We start from the raw sequence: 18262 nt of genomic DNA, 5'->3' as shown, positions 1-18262 counted from the left end.
CATGGCAACCGACACCACCTCGGCGGCGGTCCCCGCCCAACGGCAGATCGCCGACGCCGCCACGCATTTCCGTGTGCAGCAGCTGTACTTCCACGAAGCCGAACTGATCGACGACGGCCGTTTCACCGACTGGCTCGACCTGCTCGCGGAGGACCTGCACTACTGGGCACCCACCCGCAGCAACCGCCTGCGCCGTCAGCAGTCTCTCGCGGTCGCGGCCCGCGGGGAGGCTGCGTTCTTCGACGAGACCCGCGCGAGCCTCGCCTGGCGCATCCGGCGCTTCGATTCCGGCATGGCCTGGGCCGAGGATCCGCCGTCGCGCACCCGCCATCTGGTGAGCAACGTCGTCGTCCGCCACGCGGACACGGACGAACAGGAGATCGGGCAGTGGTACGCGCGCTCGAACTTCATCGTCTACCGCAACCGGCTCGAGCGTGAGGTCGACATCTACTCGGGCGGTCGCGAGGACATCCTCCGCGAGACCGGCAGCGGCGATCTGGTGGTCGCCCGCCGCACGATCCTTCTCGACCAGAACGTGTTGCTGGCCAAGAACATCAGCACCTTCTTCTGATCCCCTCATTCCTGCTCGGAACACCCAGGCGACGATCCTCCCCAGACACAAGGAGCGCGTGACACAGTGACAACGAATGCAGCGGCAGAGACGGCCGTGACCACCCGCGAGGTCGAGACCTCGCTCGGCACTATCAAGGTGAGCGAGGCCGGCACCGGCCCCGTCCTGGTGATGCTGCACGGCGGTGGGCCGGGCGCGTCGGCGATCGCCAACTACAGCCAGAACCTGCCGGCTCTGACGCCGCACTTCAAGGTCGTGCTGCCGGACCAGCCGGGCTTCGGTGGCAGCTACCGCCCCACGGAGGAAGACCTCCAGGAGCGGAGCATCACGCAGATCACGGTGGACGCGCTGATCCAGACGCTCGACGCGATGGGGATCGAGGAGTTCCACCTGATGGGCAACAGCCTCGGTGGGGCCGCGGCGATCGCCCTGGCACTGGCGATCCCGCACCGCGTCACCCGGCTGGTGCTCATGGCTCCGGGCGGCGGCTGGCTCCCGTTCGGCCCGACGCCCACCGAGGGCCAGAAGGCGATGTTCCGCTACTACAACGGCGGCGGCCCCTCGGTGAAGAAGATGAAGGACTTCGTCCGCACCATGGTCGCCGACCCCAAGCAGTTCGACGACGCCAACATCGAGGCCCGCTACGAGGCGTCGCTGGACGAGAGCCACATCGAGTTCTACCACCGCTACAACGCCGCGTTCGCGCGTCGTCACGGCATGGATCCGCTGTGGCGCGACGCCCACGAGATCAAGGCGCCGACGCTGCTGCTGTGGGGCACCGAGGACCGGACCATCACTTTCGAGGGTTCGCAGCTGATGCTCAAGCAGATTCCGAACGTGCAGTTGCACGCCTTCAGCAAGTGCGGGCACTGGGTCCAGGTCGAACGACAGAAGGAGTTCGAGCGGCTCGTGGTGGACTTCCTGGAGGACCAGTGACCGGGTGGCTCGAGGGCAACGTCGCCCTCATCACCGGTGGTGGCTCCGGTCTGGGTCGGGCCGTTGCCGAGCGGTTCCTCGACGAGGGCGCGTCGGTCGTCGTCGCGGACCGTGATCCCGTCAAGCTCGGCGAACTGGTGGAGGCGGCCGGCGATCGCGGCGACCGCGTCCACACGGTGGAGGCCGACGTCCGCTCCACCGCCGACCAGCATCGCGCGGTCTCGGAGGCCGTCGCACGCTTCGGTAAACTGGACACCCTGGTGCCCAATGCGGGTATCTGGGACTACCAGCGCTCGATCACTCGGCTCGACGGCGAATCGTTGTCGGCGGCGTTCGATGAACTGTTCGCCATCAACGTCAAGGGCTACCTGCTGGCCGTCGAGGCGTCGTGGCGGGAGCTGGTCAAGACCCGCGGCAGCGTCGTGATGACGTTGTCGAACTCGGCCTTCTATCCGAACGGAGGCGGTCCGCTGTACACCGCGAGCAAGCATGCGTGCCGCGGACTGGTGCTCGAACTCGCGTACGAGCTGGCCCCCAAGGTCCGGGTCAACGGCGTCGCCGCCGGCGGCATGCGCACCGACCTGCGCGGCCCGGAGTCGATGGGCATGGCCGAGCGTTCCATCGAGGCGTCGTTCGCCCGCAGCGCCACGACGGGCGACAACCCGCTGCTGCCGCTGCACGACGCGAGCGTCGATCCCGCCGATTTCACGGCGCCCTACGTGCTGCTGGCCTCGTCGGCCAACAGCTCCAACATCACCGGTGCGATCATTCCCGTCGACGGCGGCATCGCCGCCCGTGGGTTCCGCACCGCGGCAGGCGGAGACGATCTGTGAGCACCGAGAAGCATCCTGTCGACATCAGCCCCGCGCGTGCGCTGCAGAACCTGGGCCGACTGCACGGTGACCGCACCGCACTGATCTACGAGAACCGCACGGTCGACTACCGCGAACTGACGGCGCGCGTGCACGCGATGGCACTGACCCTCCACGCGTCCGGCATCCGCAAGGGCGACCGGGTGGCCTACCTGGGGCTCAACAGTCCGACGTTCCTCGTGACCTACCTCGCCTCGGCGTGGGTGGGCGGCGTGTTCGTGCCGATCAACTTTCGCCTGGCCGCTGCCGAGATCGCCTACCAGCTGGGCGATTTCGGACCGCGCGTCCTGATCGTCGAGCCCGGCCACATGCCCGTCGTCGACGAGATCGACCCGGCGGTCCTGCCGCCGCGCCTGATCGCGGTCGACAACGACGACGCGGTGCCGCTGACGGACGAGCCGGCCGAGCGCTGGGAGCGGCTGACGGCGGCCCTCGCGCGCGGCGCCGATCTGGACATCGCCCTGTCGCCGCTGCCCCGGTACGCGGACGACCTGGCGGCGCTCATGTACACGTCGGGCACCACCGGGCGCCCCAAGGGCGTCATGCTCACCCACGGCAACATCTGGTGGAACTCGTTCAACGTGGACTCGGTTGTCGAGACCAGCCGCAGCGACGTCAACCTCGCGGTGGCGCCGTTGTTCCACATCGGCTGCCTCAACTCGTTCACGCTGCGCAGCCTCGCCCGCGGTGGCGCGACGCTGGTGCGACGCAGCTTCGACCCGGCGCAGACCCTCGCGGACCTCGTCGAGTACAAGGTCAACACCATCTTCGCGGTGCCCGCGATGTTCTCCGCCGTCGCCCAGCTGCCGCAGTTCGCCGACGCGGACCTGTCGCAGCTGCGGTCGGCGATCGTCGCGGGGGCGCCCGTGCCGCCGAGCCTGGTCAAGGAGTACGGCCACCACGGTGTCGCGCTGCAGCAGGCGTGGGGGCTGACCGAGACCGCGCCGTTCGCGACGTCGCTGCCACCCGAGCGGACCCTGGAGCGGGCGTCGTCGGCCGGTCTGCCGATGCCGTTCTGCGAGATCAAGATCGTCGACCCGGTCACGGGCGCAACGCTCACCGAGCCCAACGCGGCCGGCGAGATCTGCGTTCGGGGACCGAACGTGACCCCGGGCTACTGGGCCAACCAGCAGGCCACGGACGCCGCGTTCGACGCCGAGAACTGGTTCCACTCCGGTGACCTGGGATGTCTCGACGAGGACGGCTTCCTGTACATCGTCGACCGGATCAAGGACATGATCATCACGGGCGGCGAGAACGTGTACCCGGCCGAGGTCGAGCGGGTACTCGTCGAGTACCCCGGCGTCACGGACGCTGCGGTCGTCGGCGCCCCCGACGCCAAGTGGGGCGAGATCGTCGTCGCCGTCCTCGTGGTGTCCACCGACACCGACCCGACGCTCGAGGAGATCCGCGACTTCACGAGCGAGCGCCTCGCCAGGTACAAGCTGCCGAAGGAGATCCTCGTGCTGGACTCGCTGCCGCGCAACGGATCCGGAAAGCTCGACAAGGTGTCGCTGCGCAAGCTGGCGGCCGACGGACACGGTTCGCTGGGCCGATGAGCATCCCGGGTTGGCCGCTGACGTACACCGTCGACGACGGTGGCACGCCGCACGAGGTCCGCGCACGGTTCGCTGTGCGCGGGCCCCTCGGGAACGCGTACCCCGCCGGCATCGCCGACCTCGAACTCGATCTGCGCGGCCTCGGGGACCCCGACGCCCTCCGCGGCCTCGGGGAACAGATCCTGCGGGAGAACCCCGCATGTCGACGCGTCGTGCTGCCGGTACCGGCCGGCGACCTCGACGCAATCGGCTTCGCCGAGGACGCCGGATTCCGCTACGTCGTCGACGTCGACGTAGCGGAAGAACGCGGTGAGATCACCGAACTGTCGCTCCTGGTCCTCGAACCGGGTTGGGTTGCCGACGCACCGACCGCCGTCGACGACCTACCCCTCTGAGTACGCCAGCCCGAAGGGCGGCCGGATTCGTCCGAATTCGGCCGCCCTTCAGCTGTTTTCGAGCCTTCGCGCGGCGCGCCTCCCGGCAATTGCCCTCCGGTTCCGGTACTTGGTTGAGGTGAATACACCTGTCACGCCGAGTCCTTCGGCCCTCATGTCCGCTGCCGCCCGAGCCGCCCACGCAGTCGTGGACCCTCCCCCGCATCTGATCGTCGACGACACCGCGCGCCTGCTCTGCGAGGCCGCCGGCAGCCCGTCCCCGCTCGACTTCCATCTCGCCCACCCCTCCGAACCGGTGCTGGCAGCCGCTCGGGTGTCGGCCGCCGCCCGCAGCGCGTACGCCGAACAGTTGCTTCGTGCGTCCGGCATCCGGCAGTACGTGGTGCTGGGCGCGGGTCTCGACACGTCGGCGTGGCGTGTGCCGCCGTCGTGCACCGTGTGGCACGTCGACCTGGCCGGTGTGCTCGCGTGGCGTGGGACGCTCCTCGACGGCGCAGGCACCTCGGACCTCGGCGTGCCGGTGGCGGTCGACCTCGCCGTCGACGACCCGGTTTCGGAACTGGTACACGCCGGTCTGCGAGTCGACGAGCCCGTGTTCGTGTCGTGGCTCGGGGTGTCGATGTATCTCGACGCCGACGCCGTCCGGAGGACCTTCACATCCCTCGGCGCCCTCGCGCCGGGATCCGAGTTGGTGTTCGACCACATCGTTCCCGCTGCCCACCGCGATCAGGCGGGCAGCGACTACGCCGAGGCCGTCGCGGCGGCGGTCGGCGCGCAGGGCGAGCCGTGGCGTTGCACACCCACCGCCGTCGAGCTCGACGTGTGGCTGGACGCGGCGGGATGGTCCACCGCCCAGTCGATCGGTGAGGCCGACTCGACCCCTCCGGGGTTCTGGGATCGGACGGACGCACTGCAACCCATGGAGCTGGTCCGATTCACGCACGCCCGGCTGCCGGGCCAGGGCGCGTCCGGGCGAAACGGATAAACTGCGGCGTCTCGATCGACGACGGAGGGGGATCCGATGAGGGGATCGATCGCACTGCGCGGGGCGGCGGCGGTGGTAGGCGTCGCCGGCGTCGTTTCCGGGTTGGCCGCGCTGGTCGCTTTCCGATCCGGCGCGTCCACCAACGTCGTGATCGTGACGGCGTCGTTCGCGCCGTTCCTGCTGGCGGTGACGATCGTGGGGGCGATCGTCACCGCCGCTGCACGGCAGTGGATCCTGCTCGGCATCTCGGCGCTGGTTCTCGCGCTGGGCGGGTGGGCGTTCGGTCCGCTGTGGGTGGGCGGCGCGTCGGGCAGCGTCGGGGCGCCGACCGGGCCGACGATTCGTGTGATGCAGTCGAACATCATGGTGGGCTCGGCGGATCCCACTGCCCTCGTGCAGGCGGTGCGAGATCAGGGTGTCGACGTACTCACGCTGCAGGAGCTGACCGAACCGGCCGTCGCGGCGCTGCGCGATTCCGGTCTGGAAGATGTTCTGCCACACACGTTCCTGGAACCACGCGTCGGCGGGAACGGCGGCGGCATCTACAGCCGTCTTCCGCTTTCCAACGGCCGGACGGTGGAGGGTATGGCCCTGACGAACCTCGTGGTCGACGTCGATGCCGGATTGGGTGAGCCGGTGGTGCTGTTCGACGTGCATCCCGTGCCCGCCTACATCGCGCCGGCCGAACATTGGACCGAGGACTTCGATCGCCTGCGGGATGCGATGGATGCGGCCGCCGTTTCCGACAACGTGATCGTGAGCGGCGACTTCAATGCCACCTACTCGCACCGCAAGTTCCGGGACCTGCGCCACGGCGGCTACGTCGACGCCGCGGACCAGCTGGGCGCGGGAACCCTGCCGACGTATCCCACCGACAAGCGTTATCCCGCGATCGTGGGAATCGACCACGTCCTCACCAAGGGTGCGCAGGCCACGTCCCTCGAGCGCGTCGAGGTGGCCGGGTCCGACCACTACGGACTGATCGCCGAGCTGCGCTTGAGCGGCGATCAGAACGGCGGCGACTCCCCGTCGGAGTAGGTCGCCGGGCTGTCGTGGCGGGATCGCATGCACGGTAGCCGCGGCACCAGAGCGGAGGCGCTGTCCTGGACAAACATTCCGCCGGGCAGCGTCACCGTCGTGGTGCCGTAGCGGCTCGTCCACACCATGACACCGGCACCGAGCATCGAGGCGTCGACTCGCCCCATCGTCTTCAGGTTGTGGTGGAACTGGCACAGGCACTGCAGGTTCGACACGATCGTCCATCCACCTGCCCGCGGGTTACGGTGCGAGAACGGCACCACGTGATCGAGTTGGCAGCGTGCCGCCGGCACCGAACAGCCGGGAAAGCGGCAGAGACTGTCCCGCGTGCGCACCATCGCCGTGGTGGCGGCGTCGGGGCGGTAGACGAGCGCTCCGGCCTGTGGCTCGCTCAGCCCGCCATGGCCGTCCGGATGGCAACCACGCCGCATCGTCGGATCGGCCTCGAGCGCAGACTCGATCCCGGAGACGGTGGTCCCGGTTCCTGGAGGTGGAGGCCCCACTCTCTCCCCCGACCGATTCGCATCCCGGTGTGGAACCCGTCCGCTGCGATGCCGCGTCCCCCGGGCCCGGAACACGTGGAGGCCCCGTCGCCGCTGCATCGGTTCCGTCGGCGGGCCGGTGGGCAGGAGATCGTCGGCAGCACCAGCGTCGGTGTCGGCGCTCGCCATTCCATCGGCCACGAGCCCGAGTTCGGTTGCCAGATCGACCATCTCGGTGAGCATCGCCCGCCAGGTGGCGTCCTCGGCGAGCGTGCGCGCGAGTTCGGGATCGATAGGACCATGCCCATCGAGGTACGCGGGCGACGCGGTGAGTCCGAGCAACGTGGCGACATCGACGGTGATCTGCACCAGCGGCTTCCGCCGCGACGGCATCGAGGCCGCGGCCACCTTGGGACAGTCGGACTTCTCGCACGTGCAGGGCAGCGCGGATTCACCGTGCAGCAGTGCCACGAAGGCGTCGACGAGAAGGATCTGCCGACCGCGGCGGTCCTTCTTGCACACGGTGTCTGCCATCTCGCACACCAGTTGCCACGCGGCCTGCCCCTGCTCGGCTGTCAGGATCGCGGTGAACTCCGACAGCGGTCCCACCGGGCGGACCCTGACTCGGCACTCCGCCTCGGCGACCTCGCGATCCGATGCCGCCTCGTCGGGGCTGACGCGCACAATCAGCTCCCGAATCTCGCGTCCGAGTGCGGCCGGCGCCAATCGCAGGGCCGATCGGACGATCTCGCCCTCCAGAAGGGCCAGCGTTTCGGGGCTGAGGCCCGCCGTCTCACGATGAATTCGCCAGGCTCGGGCGTAGTCGAGATCGCCGGCCAGGAACGCGGCACACGTGAGCGGGAGGCGAAGTCGCAGATCGACGCCGAGATCGCAGAAATGCGAGGCCATCGTGTGCGAGCAGCCCAGCCTGGTCGACACCTCCGCGATCGCCTCGTTGCCGCAATCGCGAATGTCGCCGCCACGCAACGCCACATCACGTTCGAGTGCCGACAACGTCAGCTCACCCGCCAGCAGGACCTTGCGGGCGGCATGCATGTTCTCGATCCGGGCCAGCTCCGACAACTCGACGAACCGCAGCGCATCCCGCGCGACGTCGCCCACCGCCAGCTCTTCGACCCCACCCCTGGATTCGAACATAGTTTCGATCATACGGACACCTACCGACAACCCCGCGCGTGTCATCCGAACTGCCTCCGAACGTCCGGGAGGCTGCCCCTGTGACTTCCGATTCCGAACCGGACCCGTCGACACGCCGCCGACGAGCGATCGCCGACTCACTGCGTCAGTACCTGTCGGACGCCACCTCCATGCCGCCCGCACCGACGCCGGAGCCGGATGATTCGATCGGATGGTCCGCCCCGGCCCCCGGCGGACACGAGGTGTACGGGCGAGAACCCTGGACGCGCATGCGCGACGTCGAGGTCGGCGTCGCCGGGCATGCCGTCGCCGTCTCGTTCACGTGGCGCCCCGACGACGACCCGACGCGGACGTACGTCGTCGTGCTGCACACCCGGGCTGAGACGAGGCCGTCTTGGTCGTGATCCCCAACGCCTGATGTCCGGACGCTTCGAGGCCCGACATCACGCGGCACCATCCCACCCCAGTGCCCTCGCGAGATGCGCGCGCACCGCTCCCGCCACGACATCCGGGTCCTCGAGCATCGGGATGTGCCCGACACCCGGCAGCACGATCTCCTCGACCTCGCCGGACAGTTCGTCGACGAAACGCTGCATGCAGGTGTCCCGCGCCAGGAAGGTGTCGTGTTCCCCCAGGATCAGCGACGTGGGCACGGCGATCCGATCGAGTTCACGAATTGGTCCGTCACGCAGGAATGCGAGCAGGATCGGCAGGTACACCGGGCAGTGCGACACGGCCCGAATGACATTCGTGGCGTCGTCCGGATCTACCCGGCTGACGTCGTGGCTGCAGTTCGCGATGACGGGTCGCTGGAAGAACGCACTCGCGGCGGCGCGGTCACCGAGCACCCGTGCGAGCGCCATGAGCGGGAACTGTGCCACGAAGCCGAAGCCGACGCGGAACTCGATGCGGGAGAATCGCTTCCACCCGCCGCCCGGGTTGATCCCGGCAACCGAGCGGGCCCGCCCTCGACGAGCCAGCTCGAACGCGACCTGACCGCCCAGCGAGCTGCCGACGACATGGCACGTGTCCCAGCCCATCTCGTCGAGGTGCCGTTCGATGCCGTCGGCGATGCCGGTGACCCCCAGATCGCGCCACCGCAGCCGCGGACCGCCCCAGTGCCCGGGCATCGTGAGCGCGAGAACGTCGTAGTCGGAGGCAAGATCGTCGGCCACCCGATGCCACACATGGTGCGACAGCGTGAAGCCGTGCAGCAACAGCACCGGCTCACCGGATCCCCTGCGGTACGCCGACGTCACCATGTCGTCTCCTCCCCCGAGGCGTCCTTCATGGGTAGCACCCGGGTAGGGATACGACAAGGGCCGGGCGACCTCCGCAGACGCCCGGCCCGATGCCGAAGAGAGAGAAACTACTTCGCAGTGGTCACCGCGAAACCGGCCACCCACTCGGGGATGGCGCGGTAGTAGCGCGACTGCAGCTCGTACGAACCCGAGGCCGCGAGCGCCGCGTAGGCCGCGATCCAGGTGCGGACCTCGTGCGACGAGCCGCCGCCCTGCTCCTCGAAGAACTCGTTGGTCCAGCCGTCGAACTGCTCGATGTCGCCGGACGCGACGATGTCGAGAACCTCGTTGTCCCACTCGGGGTTGAGCGGCTTGCGTGTCGACGTACCGGCGGCCAGATCGATGCCGGACTGCACGACGCGCTGCTCGCCGCGGGCGCGCTGCTCCGGGGTGGGCGGATTGCCGAGGATGAGCGCCTCGGCGACACGCGGCGGTGCTCCTTCGAGGATCGGCACCGGCGGATCGTGCGACAGGCCACCGGAGGCCAGGAACAGCACCCTCTTGTCGAGCCGCGCGGCGGCCTCGCCGAGCGCCTTGCCGAACTGCCGGATCCGGCGCACCGGGCCGAGCGGCGCGGCCACGCCGTTGACGAAGACCGGCACGGTGGGCACCGACTGGATGCCGCCGAACAGCATCTCGAGCGGCTGCACGAAGCCGTGGTCGACGACCATGCGTGCCGAGATCGTCAGGTCGATGTCACGCTCGAGGACGCCCTTGGCGATCGTGTTCGCCGCCTCGTTGTCGACCAGGATCTCCCCCTCGGCGGATCCGAAGTCTCCGACCGCAAGCGCACCCGTCGCGATCGCGAAGGGCGGCATCTTGCCGTAGAAGAACCCGTTGTAGTGGTCGGGCGCGAACAGTACGACGAGCTCGGGGTCGTACTCCTGGACGAACTTCCGCGCGCCGGCGATGGCGTGATCGACCTCGTCGAGCACCTCCTGCGCAGGGTCGTTGAGCCCGATCAGTGGGGAGTGGGACAGCGCAACCAGCGCAACTGGCATGAGACGGCTCCTTCGGCCTGAATCAGAGTCCGGGAGAGGTTCGCTCCCGGGAGCTGTAGTGGGGGCTACGACGCGAGCGCGATCTGGGAGGCGCTCAGTGCGCGCGACGCCGCCATACAGACCCGCCGCAGCGCGGGTTCCGCGCTCGCGGGGGTGTAGCGGGAAGCCTGACCGGACACGGAGAACGCCGCGACCGGACGCGATCCCGCTCCCGTCACGACCCCACCGACACAGACGAGTCCGTCACGACTCTCCTCGTGATCGAAGGCCACGCCGGCCCGACGAATCTGCGACAGCTCGACCCGCAGACGGCCGATATCGGTGATGGTCTTCGAGGTCCGCGCGGTCAGGTTCGAACCGAGAAGCTCCTCGGAGTCCTGGCCTGCATACGCGAGCAGTGCCTTGCCCACCGCCGTGCAGTGGGCCGGAACCCGGCCACCGACGCGGGAGGGCGACGCGACGGTCCGGTGGCCGTACAGCTTGTTGATGTAGAGGACGTCAGGTCCGTGCAGGACGGCGAGGTGCACGGTCTGCCGGGTGGCCTCGTACAGGTCGGCGAGGAACGGGGTGAGGACGTCGCGGACCGTCGAGTGCTGCGGGGCGTACACGCGACCGCCGAGGTTGTGCAGTTCGGAACCGAGCCGGTAGTCGCTGCCGACCCGCTCGACGGCGTGATTGCGCTCGAGCATGCCGAGGATGCGGAAGGCCGTCGACTTGCTCAGCCCGGAGCGCCGCGCGAGTTCACTCACGCCGACGCCCGTGTACGCCTCCTGGCCGAAGCTGGTGAGCAGGCTCATCGCCTTGTCGACGGCGGCGCGGCCGTCGCGACCCGAACCCGAACGAGACAGATCGGTTAGTTCCTGCACGCCCATCGATCCCACCACTTCACTCTGCGAATCGGACATCTCCGGCGCGACCAGGCGCCTCGTCAGAGTGTGCCCACCAGGCGTTTGCATGTCAAGATTGACGATAGTGATATTAAAAGTGACACCCCGACCGTCTCGGCTTTAATCGTCTGGAGCATTGAGCTCATTCGAGAGCACCGGACGGCGCCGAGCACTTCGACCGAGAGGAGGCCCGTGGACAGCAATGGGCTGATCGCACGCAATGTCCAGCGGTTCCGCAACGAACGCCAGATGAGCATGGGCGACCTCGCCAAGCGCGCCGACCTGTCGAAGCAGACGCTCTCGAAGATCGAGCAGGGTGTAGGCAACCCCACAGTCGAGACCATCGACGCGATCGCCACGGCGCTCGACGTTCCCCTGCGCCGCCTCGTCACCGAATGGGGCACCCGGGTGTTCGTGGTCCGCGGCGGCGAGGGCGTCTGGAACGACAAGAACGACGCGGGGACGACGAAGGTCCTCGACCAGATCTACGGCTCCGGTTACGTTCGCACGAGCATCATGCGCCTGCGGGCGTCGGCTACCGCGGCCCCCGACGACCTCGTCCGAGCCGCAGATTCCGCCGGAACTCTCATCCACGCCTACGTGATCAGTGGGAAGGTGCGCGTGGGTCCCGCGAACGAGCTGGCCGACCTTGGCCCCGGCGACTTCGTGCAGTTTCCGAGCGACATCCCGTGGGTGCTGGCCGCGTCCTCCGCCGAGGCCACCGTGCACGTCGTGACGACGATGCCGCAGGTGCCGCAGTTCGGTCCACTGAGCGACGAGAACGCCTGACAGCCGACACTCCGCCGATTCCGCGGCAAACGGGCGTTCGGTAACGATTCGTCGCCTACAGTGTGCGCGTGGGTGAACAGCAGATGAACGGAATGAATCGGCGCACCTTCCTGGGAGCAGCCGGTGTCGGCGCACTCGGGATCTCGGCACTGCCGCTGGTCGGCAACCGATCGTGGAATCCGCTCGCAGCGCAGGCCCGTGCGGCCGCACCGCTGCCGGCGTCGATCGCGGGCACCACGCTCGAATCCGTCGCGGTCCCTCTGGGTTCGAGCGGATACCGCCGGCTGACCGCAGGTCCAGGCTGGCCGCTGATCGTCCGGAACGATCTCGCGGAGGCCCGGTCCGGACGTGAGGACCGCCGTTCCGACCTGGCCTCGATCGTCCAGCTCACCGACGTCCACGTGCTCGACGCCCAGTCTCCCGTGCGGTTCGAGTACGTCCACCCGTTCCAGGGCGCCGCGTTCCGACCGCAGGAGACCATGACCGCCCAGGGTCTGATCTCGCTGATCGATCGCGTCAACTCCCTGCGCAAAGGACCGCACACCCAGCGCGACTTCGACGCCGTCGTCACCACCGGCGACAACACCGACAACAAGGAATTCGTCGAACTTGGCTGGTTCCTCACCGCCCTCAACGGCGGCGTCATCACCCCCAACACGGGTGATCCGACCCGATACGAGGGCGTGCAGAACTCGGGCGCCGACCTGTACTGGAATCCCGAGTCCTCGATCCAGGACATCTACAAGCAGACGGGCTTCCCCGAGGTCCCCGGGCTGCTGTCCGCGGCGCTGCAGCCCGTCACCAGCCCTGGACTGGACACCAAGTGGTACTGCGTGTTCGGCAACCACGACGACTCCGTCGAGGGCACCCTCCCGAGCGGCATCCCGTTCCTCGAGCAGATGTACACGGGCAACAAGAAATTCGAGGTGCCCGACTCCTCGGATCAGGCGGCCCGCATCTCGAGCGCGCTGAGCTCCGATCCGACGGCGCTGCTGAACCTGCTCTCCGCCATCACCACTCCGCCGCGCACCGTGACACCCGACGCGCGCCGACAGCCGTTCACGCCGCGCGAGTTCATCGCCGCCCACCTCGATCCCGCTAACACCGGTCCCGGACCGGTCGGCCACGGCTTCGCGCCCGACGCCGACGAAACGGGCATCGGCTACTACACGTTCGAGATCTCGCCGGGCGTCATCGGCATCAGCATGGACTCGACCAACCGCGCCGGGTTCGTCGACGGCTCGCTCGGCGAGGCACAGTTCAAGTGGATCGAGCAGACCCTACTCGCCGGCAGCAGCAAGTACTACGACACCAACGGTGCCCTCGTCACGCAGAGCCGCACCGACACCTACTTCGTGCTGTTCAGCCATCACACCAGCACGACGATGGCGAACACCCTGCCGGATCCCGAACGTCCCCTCGAGCCGCGTATCAAGGGCGCACAGCTGGTGGACCTGCTGCACCGCTTCCCGAACGTCCTCGCGTGGGTCAACGGACACACCCACGAGAACCGGATCACCCCGCAGGTGGGCCGGACCCCCGAACAGGGATTCTGGGAGATCAACACCGCCTCGCACATCGACTTCCCACAGCAGGGACGCATCATCGAGGTCGTCGACAACCACGACGGGACCGTCTCGCTGCTCACCACGCTGATCGAGGCGGACAGCCCCTACCAGGTCGATTACGACGACTTCTCCCCCGCGGGCCTGGCGTCGATGTATCGGGAGTTCTCGTTCAACGACATCCACGCGGATGCGAAGCTACTGGGCGGCTCGCCGGACCACAACGTGGAACTCGTCCTCGCCACACTGCGCTAGGAAGAATTGTCACCGGAGGCCGGTGGGGGCACCTCGCCCCCACCGGCCTCCTGCGTATCCTGAAGCGCCCGACCCCATTTGACGGCCTGGGTCAGTAGCTTCACACCCACCGCGAGCATCACCAGATTGCCGACGATCATCACCGTCACGACGGCTCGCGCCGGCTGGGTGACCGCGGCGATGTCGCCGAACCCGACCGTCGCGAACACCGTCAGCGTGAAGTAGAGCGCGTCGATCCGCGTCAGGGTTTCGTTGAACGCCGCCGGATCCATCTGTGAGAGCAGAAAGATCGCTGTGGCCGAGCCGAGAAGATAGACGGGCAACGTCACGGCCAGCGCTTCCGCCGAGCGCACCTCGGGTGTCGGCGAGTGAATGATCTGCCGGACCTGCCAGGCGCACAACGCGACGACCATCGAGGCCCCGCCCGTGAGTACCAGGATCGCGCCCGCATCCGAGACATGGTCCATCGGCAACGCGAAGTAGGCGGTCAGCAGAATCACGACGGTGGCGGCCGAACGCAACAGCGCCCTTCTGAGCATCCGGCGGCGGTCGTGGCGATCGAGGCTCACCAAGTGGATCGCGTCGGACATGAATCCTCGCTTCCGAAGTCACTCTTTGCACGGGCCGACGGAACGATCGCCGTCCGTTCCACCGCGAATGTCCGACCCGACCTGCACGGACGCACACCCGCCGAGCGCCGCCACCCGACATTGGGTAACGTTCGGATAACGACGCCCGTGGCCGGCATCGAATTATCTCAGTTTCCGGCCCGGGACGGCCCGAAACACGGGCGAACCGACACGAGCGAACTCGAACACCGAAAGCAGGAGGTGGACAATGCGAAATTCACTCGGCATCTCCACCGGAGCAGCCGGGGTGTGCAGCGCACTCGTCTCCTCCGACGACACCGGCGTACAGGACGTCGAATACCGCACGATCTCCGCCGACCTCGGAACACAGACCGATCCGGGCGATCTGGCACTGTCCGCGATCGGGCTGATGACCACGCAGGTTCCCGACCGCCGCATCGAGCCGGACGCCATCGCGGTCGCCTACCGCACCGAATCGCAGGCCGCCGCGGTACGTTCCGCGGCGAAGTCCCAGAAGCGGGCGATCCGGCTGGTCCCCGAGACCGCCGCCACCCTCACCTACCTGCGCAGCACCGGACTCGTCGCGCAGTACGGCATCATCGCCCTCGTCGATCTCGGTGCGTCCGGCCTCACCGTGACCATCGTCGACCAGGCCGACGGCACCGTCTTCTTCCGCGACCGCACTGCGGCGGTCAGCGCCGACGCGGCCGCCCACGAGACGGCCGACGAAGCAGGTTCGCGCGCCGCCGAATTCGTGGCCGAGGCCTTCGCCCAGGCCCTGCAGCGGCCCGAGGCACTCGTGCTGGTCGGCGGCGGCGGGCGGATCCCGGGAATCGCCTCCGCGCTGGAATCCACGTTCGACGCCGCGACGATCGCCGTCCCCGAACCCGAGGCCGCCACGGCGAAGGGCGCGGCGCTGCTCGCCGGGTCCCCCGAACGCCAGAAGTTTCCCCTGGTCACCGGGTCCGGTGGACGGGTCTCCGGTGCACTCGTGGCCGCCGTCGTGGTGGGAGGCCTGATGCTCGGCTACGGCGTCAAGGAGATGGTGCCGCAGAGCGAGGAGAACTTCTCCCCTACCGGCAGCCAGGTGATCGAGACCCCCACCACCGGCCCCTACCAGCCTCCTCCCCCTCCTGAGGAGACGTGGCTTCCGACGAAGAATCCCTACCCGACGACCACGTCCGTTCCCGTGCCGCAACCGCCGGTCCCGACATACGACTACAGCACGCCGGAACCGAGCACCAGCTACCCGACGTTCGACGAGACTCCGCCGACGACGTCGGACGTCTCGCCCGAGCCCACCACGACGGCACCCACAACACCGCCGACGACAACGACGACCACCCCGCCACCGGCGACGACCACCCATCCGGACGATCTGCCGTGGATCCCACCGAAATGGCCTGAACTACCCACGTGGCTGCCGGAGATCCCCAGCATCGCGCCGCCGGGCACGCAGACCCCGCCGCCGTCCGAGCCGCCGGAGGCGTCCGGTCCGGCCGAGACACCCGAGCAGACTCCGGAATCGGCTCCCACGACGGGGTCCGAGGAGACGGCTGCACCGTCGACCGCGGCACCGGCGCCGGAAGCACCGATCGCGGCCGTCCCCCAGGTCAGTCCCGAATCTGGCTCACCGACACCGGAAGTCCCGGATTCGTCGCCGAGGTGAGCGCCGACGGCTGTGCACCGCCCGCAATGAGGTGCGCACCGAGCGCAGCGATCATCACACCGTTGTCGGTGCACAACCGAGGACGCGGCACTCGCAGCGTGAGACCCGCCGCGGCGCAACGCTCTTCGGCGAGCGCGCGGATCCGCGAGTTCGCCGTCGCACCGCCGCCGAGAACGAGGGTGTCGACCCCGACGTCCTGCGCGGCGCGCACGGCCTTCATCGTCAGCACGTCGGCGACCGACTCCTGGAAGCCCGCCGCGACATCCGCGACCGGAACCTCTTCGCCCGCACGTTGCTTCGCCTCGACGAACCGCGCAACCGCGGTCTTGAGGCCCGAGAACGAGAAGTCGTGACGCGCGTCGCGGGAGCCGGTCATGCCGCGCGGGAACACGATCGCGTTCCGGTCGCCCTGCTGCGCGAGACGATCCAGCGCCGGGCCGCCCGGGAAGCCGAGACCGAGTAGGCGCGCAACCTTGTCGAACGCCTCACCGGCGGCGTCGTCCACGGTCGTGCCGAGTTCCACGATCGGCTTGCGCCCCAACTCCTCCACGTGCAGCAGGTGCGTGTGCCCACCGGAGACGAGGAGCGCCACGCACGGCGGCATCGGCCCGTGCTCGATGGTGTCGACCGCGACGTGACCGCCGAGGTGGTTGATGGCGTAGAACGGCACACCCCACGCCGCGGCGTACGCCTTGGCCGCGGCCACCCCGACCAGCAGCGCGCCGGCCAGCCCGGGGCCGATCGTCACGCAGATCGCGTCGGGCTTGTCGATTTCCGCGGCCGCGAGGGCGCGCTTCATGGTCGGCACCATCGCCTCGAGGTGCGCGCGCGACGCCACCTCCGGCACCACACCGCCGTATCGGGCGTGCTGGTCGACGCTCGACGCCACCTCGTCGGCGAGGAGTTCGCAGCTACCGTCGGAGTTCCACCGAACGATGCCGACACCGGTCTCGTCGCACGAACTCTCGATCCCCATCACGATCATGGCCGTCACTCCTTGCCCTGCCGCTGCGCGGCGTCGGCGTCGGTCGGTGCCGGGCGGCGCATCGTGAATGCGTCCGCGCCGCTCGGCTGGTAGTACCGCTTCCTGGTGCCGACGATCTCGAAGCCCTCGCGCCGGTACAGCGCGATCGCCGGCTCGTTGTCGGTGCGGACCTCGAGGAACACCGGCCCGCCCCACTTGTCCGCCACCCGCAGCAGCTCGCCGAGCAACGCCCCGCCGACCCCGCCGCGCTGCACCGTCGGATCGACACCGATGGTGTGCACCTCGGCCTCCGGTGTGATGCTCGTCCCGAGCAGCGACACCCCGGCGTAACCGATCAGAGCGTCGCTGCTGTCGCGCGCCGCGAAGTAGTGGTTGTGACCGCCCGCGAGCTCCGAGCGGAACGCGTCCGCGCTCCACGGGTCGTCGCCCGGGAACAGCACCTGCTCGAGTTCCGCGCACCGGTCGGCGTCGGTGTCGGCGAGCGGGACGATACGAAAACTCATTTGCGCCGGTCCGCCAACTCCACCGCGTCCGGTCGGCGCAGGTACAGCGGGACCAGCGGTTCCGGTTCCACCCCGACTCGCAGTGCCTGCGCCGCGACCGCGACCAGCCCGGCGGGCGACGGCGTCTCCACCGGCAGCACCGGCAGATCGAACAGATCCACGTGCGAGGCCGACCCGGCGATCACCTGCGACGGCTCGCCGTCCAGGTCGGACGGCTTGATCACCTCGGGCCCCTCGACGCGCTTCCCCTGCGAGTATCGCGCCCAGTACACCTCGCGCCGACGGGCGTCGGTGACCACCAACAGGTCCCGGCCGTCCGCGGCATCCGCGGCGATCGCGTCGAGGCTGCACACGCCGTGGACCGGGATGCCGAGCGCGTCGCCGAACGCGGCACCCGTCGCCATCCCCACCCGCAGTCCGGTGAACGGCCCGGGACCGACGCCGACGACGACGGCGTCGAGATCGGCCGGGGCGTAGCCCGACTCGGCCAGGCACTCGAGGATCTGCGGCGTCAGGACCTCCGCGTGTGCGCGGGCGTCGACAGTGGCCCGGGTCGCGAGCGACCGCGGGGCGTCGGCGGACTCTGGGTCGAAGCGCACGACTCCCGCAGTGACCGCAGGGGTGGAGGTGTCGATGGCAAGCACAAGCACGATGTACCAGGCTACTCGCACTCCACGGGGCTCCCCCGAGCCGGCCGACCAGCGGGCTTTCGATCGCCGTT

The 18262-nt window shown here is 68.9% G+C and carries 19 protein-coding genes; 11 read left to right on the top strand and 8 right to left on the bottom strand.

Features of this window, described 5'->3' with window-relative positions:
• Nucleotide 1 precedes the first annotated feature (1 nt).
• From A6I89_RS00425 to A6I89_RS00395, 7 genes are all read left to right on the top strand, one after another.
• A complete protein-coding gene (locus A6I89_RS00425) occupies nucleotides 2-571 on the top strand; it encodes an aromatic-ring-hydroxylating dioxygenase subunit beta (RefSeq protein ID WP_005518469.1) in 570 nt (189 codons plus the stop codon).
• Between the two features lie 66 nt (nucleotides 572-637).
• Nucleotides 638-1507, top strand: a complete 870-nt coding sequence (locus tag A6I89_RS00420) for an alpha/beta fold hydrolase (protein WP_005518467.1) — start codon at nucleotides 638-640, stop codon at nucleotides 1505-1507.
• Nucleotides 1504-2340, top strand: coding sequence for a 3-(cis-5,6-dihydroxycyclohexa-1,3-dien-1-yl)propanoate dehydrogenase (gene hcaB / locus A6I89_RS00415; RefSeq protein WP_022597290.1), 837 nt, complete (start codon nucleotides 1504-1506; stop codon nucleotides 2338-2340). The genes A6I89_RS00420 and hcaB overlap by 4 nt, the downstream gene beginning before the upstream one ends.
• Nucleotides 2337-3938 carry an acyl-CoA synthetase gene (locus tag A6I89_RS00410; protein ID WP_022597291.1) on the top strand — a complete coding sequence of 534 codons (1602 nt, stop codon included), beginning with the start codon at nucleotides 2337-2339 and terminating at the stop codon, nucleotides 3936-3938. The genes hcaB and A6I89_RS00410 overlap by 4 nt, the downstream gene beginning before the upstream one ends.
• Nucleotides 3935-4333 carry a hypothetical protein gene (locus A6I89_RS00405; RefSeq protein ID WP_005518460.1) on the top strand — a complete coding sequence of 133 codons (399 nt, stop codon included), beginning with the start codon at nucleotides 3935-3937 and terminating at the stop codon, nucleotides 4331-4333. The genes A6I89_RS00410 and A6I89_RS00405 overlap by 4 nt, the downstream gene beginning before the upstream one ends.
• 154 nt (nucleotides 4334-4487) lie before the next feature.
• On the top strand, nucleotides 4488-5318 hold the full coding sequence (locus tag A6I89_RS00400) for a class I SAM-dependent methyltransferase (RefSeq protein WP_022597292.1): 831 nt from the start codon (nucleotides 4488-4490) through the stop codon (nucleotides 5316-5318).
• Between the two features lie 36 nt (nucleotides 5319-5354).
• Nucleotides 5355-6356: an endonuclease/exonuclease/phosphatase family protein gene (locus A6I89_RS00395; RefSeq protein WP_005518455.1), complete on the top strand. Its 1002-nt coding sequence runs from the start codon at nucleotides 5355-5357 to the stop codon at nucleotides 6354-6356.
• Here the strand turns inward: A6I89_RS00395 and A6I89_RS00390 are convergent.
• Entirely contained in the window at nucleotides 6326-7996 is a 1671-nt protein-coding gene (locus A6I89_RS00390) for an HNH endonuclease signature motif containing protein (RefSeq protein WP_022597294.1), read from the bottom strand. The genes A6I89_RS00395 and A6I89_RS00390 overlap by 31 nt on opposite strands.
• Nucleotides 7997-8076: 80 nt before the next feature.
• Here A6I89_RS00390 and A6I89_RS00385 point away from each other — a divergent pair, with 80 nt between their 5' ends.
• Nucleotides 8077-8400, top strand: coding sequence for a hypothetical protein (locus tag A6I89_RS00385; RefSeq protein ID WP_022597296.1), 324 nt, complete (start codon nucleotides 8077-8079; stop codon nucleotides 8398-8400).
• A gap of 39 nt (nucleotides 8401-8439) precedes the next feature.
• On the opposite strand, the gene A6I89_RS00380 is transcribed toward A6I89_RS00385, so the two are convergent.
• The 3 genes from A6I89_RS00380 to A6I89_RS00370 form a co-directional block, all read right to left on the bottom strand.
• The gene (locus A6I89_RS00380; RefSeq protein WP_022597297.1) at nucleotides 8440-9258 is read right to left on the bottom strand and encodes an alpha/beta fold hydrolase; all 819 of its coding nucleotides are present in this window, start codon (nucleotides 9256-9258) and stop codon (nucleotides 8440-8442) included.
• Nucleotides 9259-9365: 107 nt separating this feature from the next.
• The gene (locus A6I89_RS00375) at nucleotides 9366-10298 is read right to left on the bottom strand and encodes a 3-carboxyethylcatechol 2,3-dioxygenase (RefSeq protein ID WP_005518450.1); all 933 of its coding nucleotides are present in this window, start codon (nucleotides 10296-10298) and stop codon (nucleotides 9366-9368) included.
• Nucleotides 10299-10363: 65 nt separating this feature from the next.
• Nucleotides 10364-11170 carry an IclR family transcriptional regulator gene (locus A6I89_RS00370; protein WP_044991378.1) on the bottom strand — a complete coding sequence of 269 codons (807 nt, stop codon included), beginning with the start codon at nucleotides 11168-11170 and terminating at the stop codon, nucleotides 10364-10366.
• A gap of 207 nt (nucleotides 11171-11377) precedes the next feature.
• On the opposite strand from A6I89_RS00370, the gene A6I89_RS00365 reads away from it, so the two are divergent.
• Both A6I89_RS00365 and A6I89_RS00360 read left to right on the top strand, forming a co-directional pair.
• A complete protein-coding gene (locus tag A6I89_RS00365; protein ID WP_022597301.1) occupies nucleotides 11378-11974 on the top strand; it encodes a helix-turn-helix domain-containing protein in 597 nt (198 codons plus the stop codon).
• Between the two features lie 83 nt (nucleotides 11975-12057).
• Nucleotides 12058-13794 (top strand): TIGR03767 family metallophosphoesterase, encoded by a 1737-nt coding sequence (locus A6I89_RS00360; protein ID WP_044991380.1) that lies wholly within the window; start codon nucleotides 12058-12060, stop codon nucleotides 13792-13794.
• Here A6I89_RS00360 and A6I89_RS00355 read toward each other — a convergent pair.
• Nucleotides 13791-14384, bottom strand: a complete 594-nt coding sequence (locus A6I89_RS00355) for a potassium channel family protein (RefSeq protein WP_022597305.1) — start codon at nucleotides 14382-14384, stop codon at nucleotides 13791-13793. The two genes, A6I89_RS00360 and A6I89_RS00355, sit on opposite strands and share 4 nt — an antisense overlap.
• Nucleotides 14385-14631: 247 nt before the next feature.
• Here A6I89_RS00355 and A6I89_RS00350 point away from each other — a divergent pair, with 247 nt between their 5' ends.
• Nucleotides 14632-16053 carry a DUF7159 family protein gene (locus A6I89_RS00350; protein WP_022597307.1) on the top strand — a complete coding sequence of 474 codons (1422 nt, stop codon included), beginning with the start codon at nucleotides 14632-14634 and terminating at the stop codon, nucleotides 16051-16053.
• Here A6I89_RS00350 and tsaD read toward each other — a convergent pair.
• Genes tsaD through tsaB form a run of 3 tightly spaced genes read right to left on the bottom strand, consistent with a single transcriptional unit; the run spans nucleotide 15998 to nucleotide 18191 of the window.
• Nucleotides 15998-17038: a tRNA (adenosine(37)-N6)-threonylcarbamoyltransferase complex transferase subunit TsaD gene (gene tsaD / locus A6I89_RS00345; RefSeq protein WP_005518444.1), complete on the bottom strand. Its 1041-nt coding sequence runs from the start codon at nucleotides 17036-17038 to the stop codon at nucleotides 15998-16000. The genes A6I89_RS00350 and tsaD overlap by 56 nt on opposite strands.
• A 5-nt stretch (nucleotides 17039-17043) precedes the next feature.
• Nucleotides 17044-17541, bottom strand: a complete 498-nt coding sequence (gene rimI, locus A6I89_RS00340) for a ribosomal protein S18-alanine N-acetyltransferase (RefSeq protein ID WP_005518443.1) — start codon at nucleotides 17539-17541, stop codon at nucleotides 17044-17046.
• A complete protein-coding gene (gene tsaB / locus A6I89_RS00335) occupies nucleotides 17538-18191 on the bottom strand; it encodes a tRNA (adenosine(37)-N6)-threonylcarbamoyltransferase complex dimerization subunit type 1 TsaB (protein ID WP_022597309.1) in 654 nt (217 codons plus the stop codon). The genes rimI and tsaB overlap by 4 nt, the downstream gene beginning before the upstream one ends.
• Nucleotides 18192-18262 lie beyond the last annotated feature (71 nt).

The sequence above is a fragment of the Prescottella equi genome (assembly GCF_002094305.1).
Lineage (GTDB): Bacteria > Actinomycetota > Actinomycetes > Mycobacteriales > Mycobacteriaceae > Prescottella > Prescottella equi.
The sequence above is the reverse complement of the archived record's forward strand: the minus strand, read 5'-3'. Positions and strand labels throughout refer to the sequence as shown.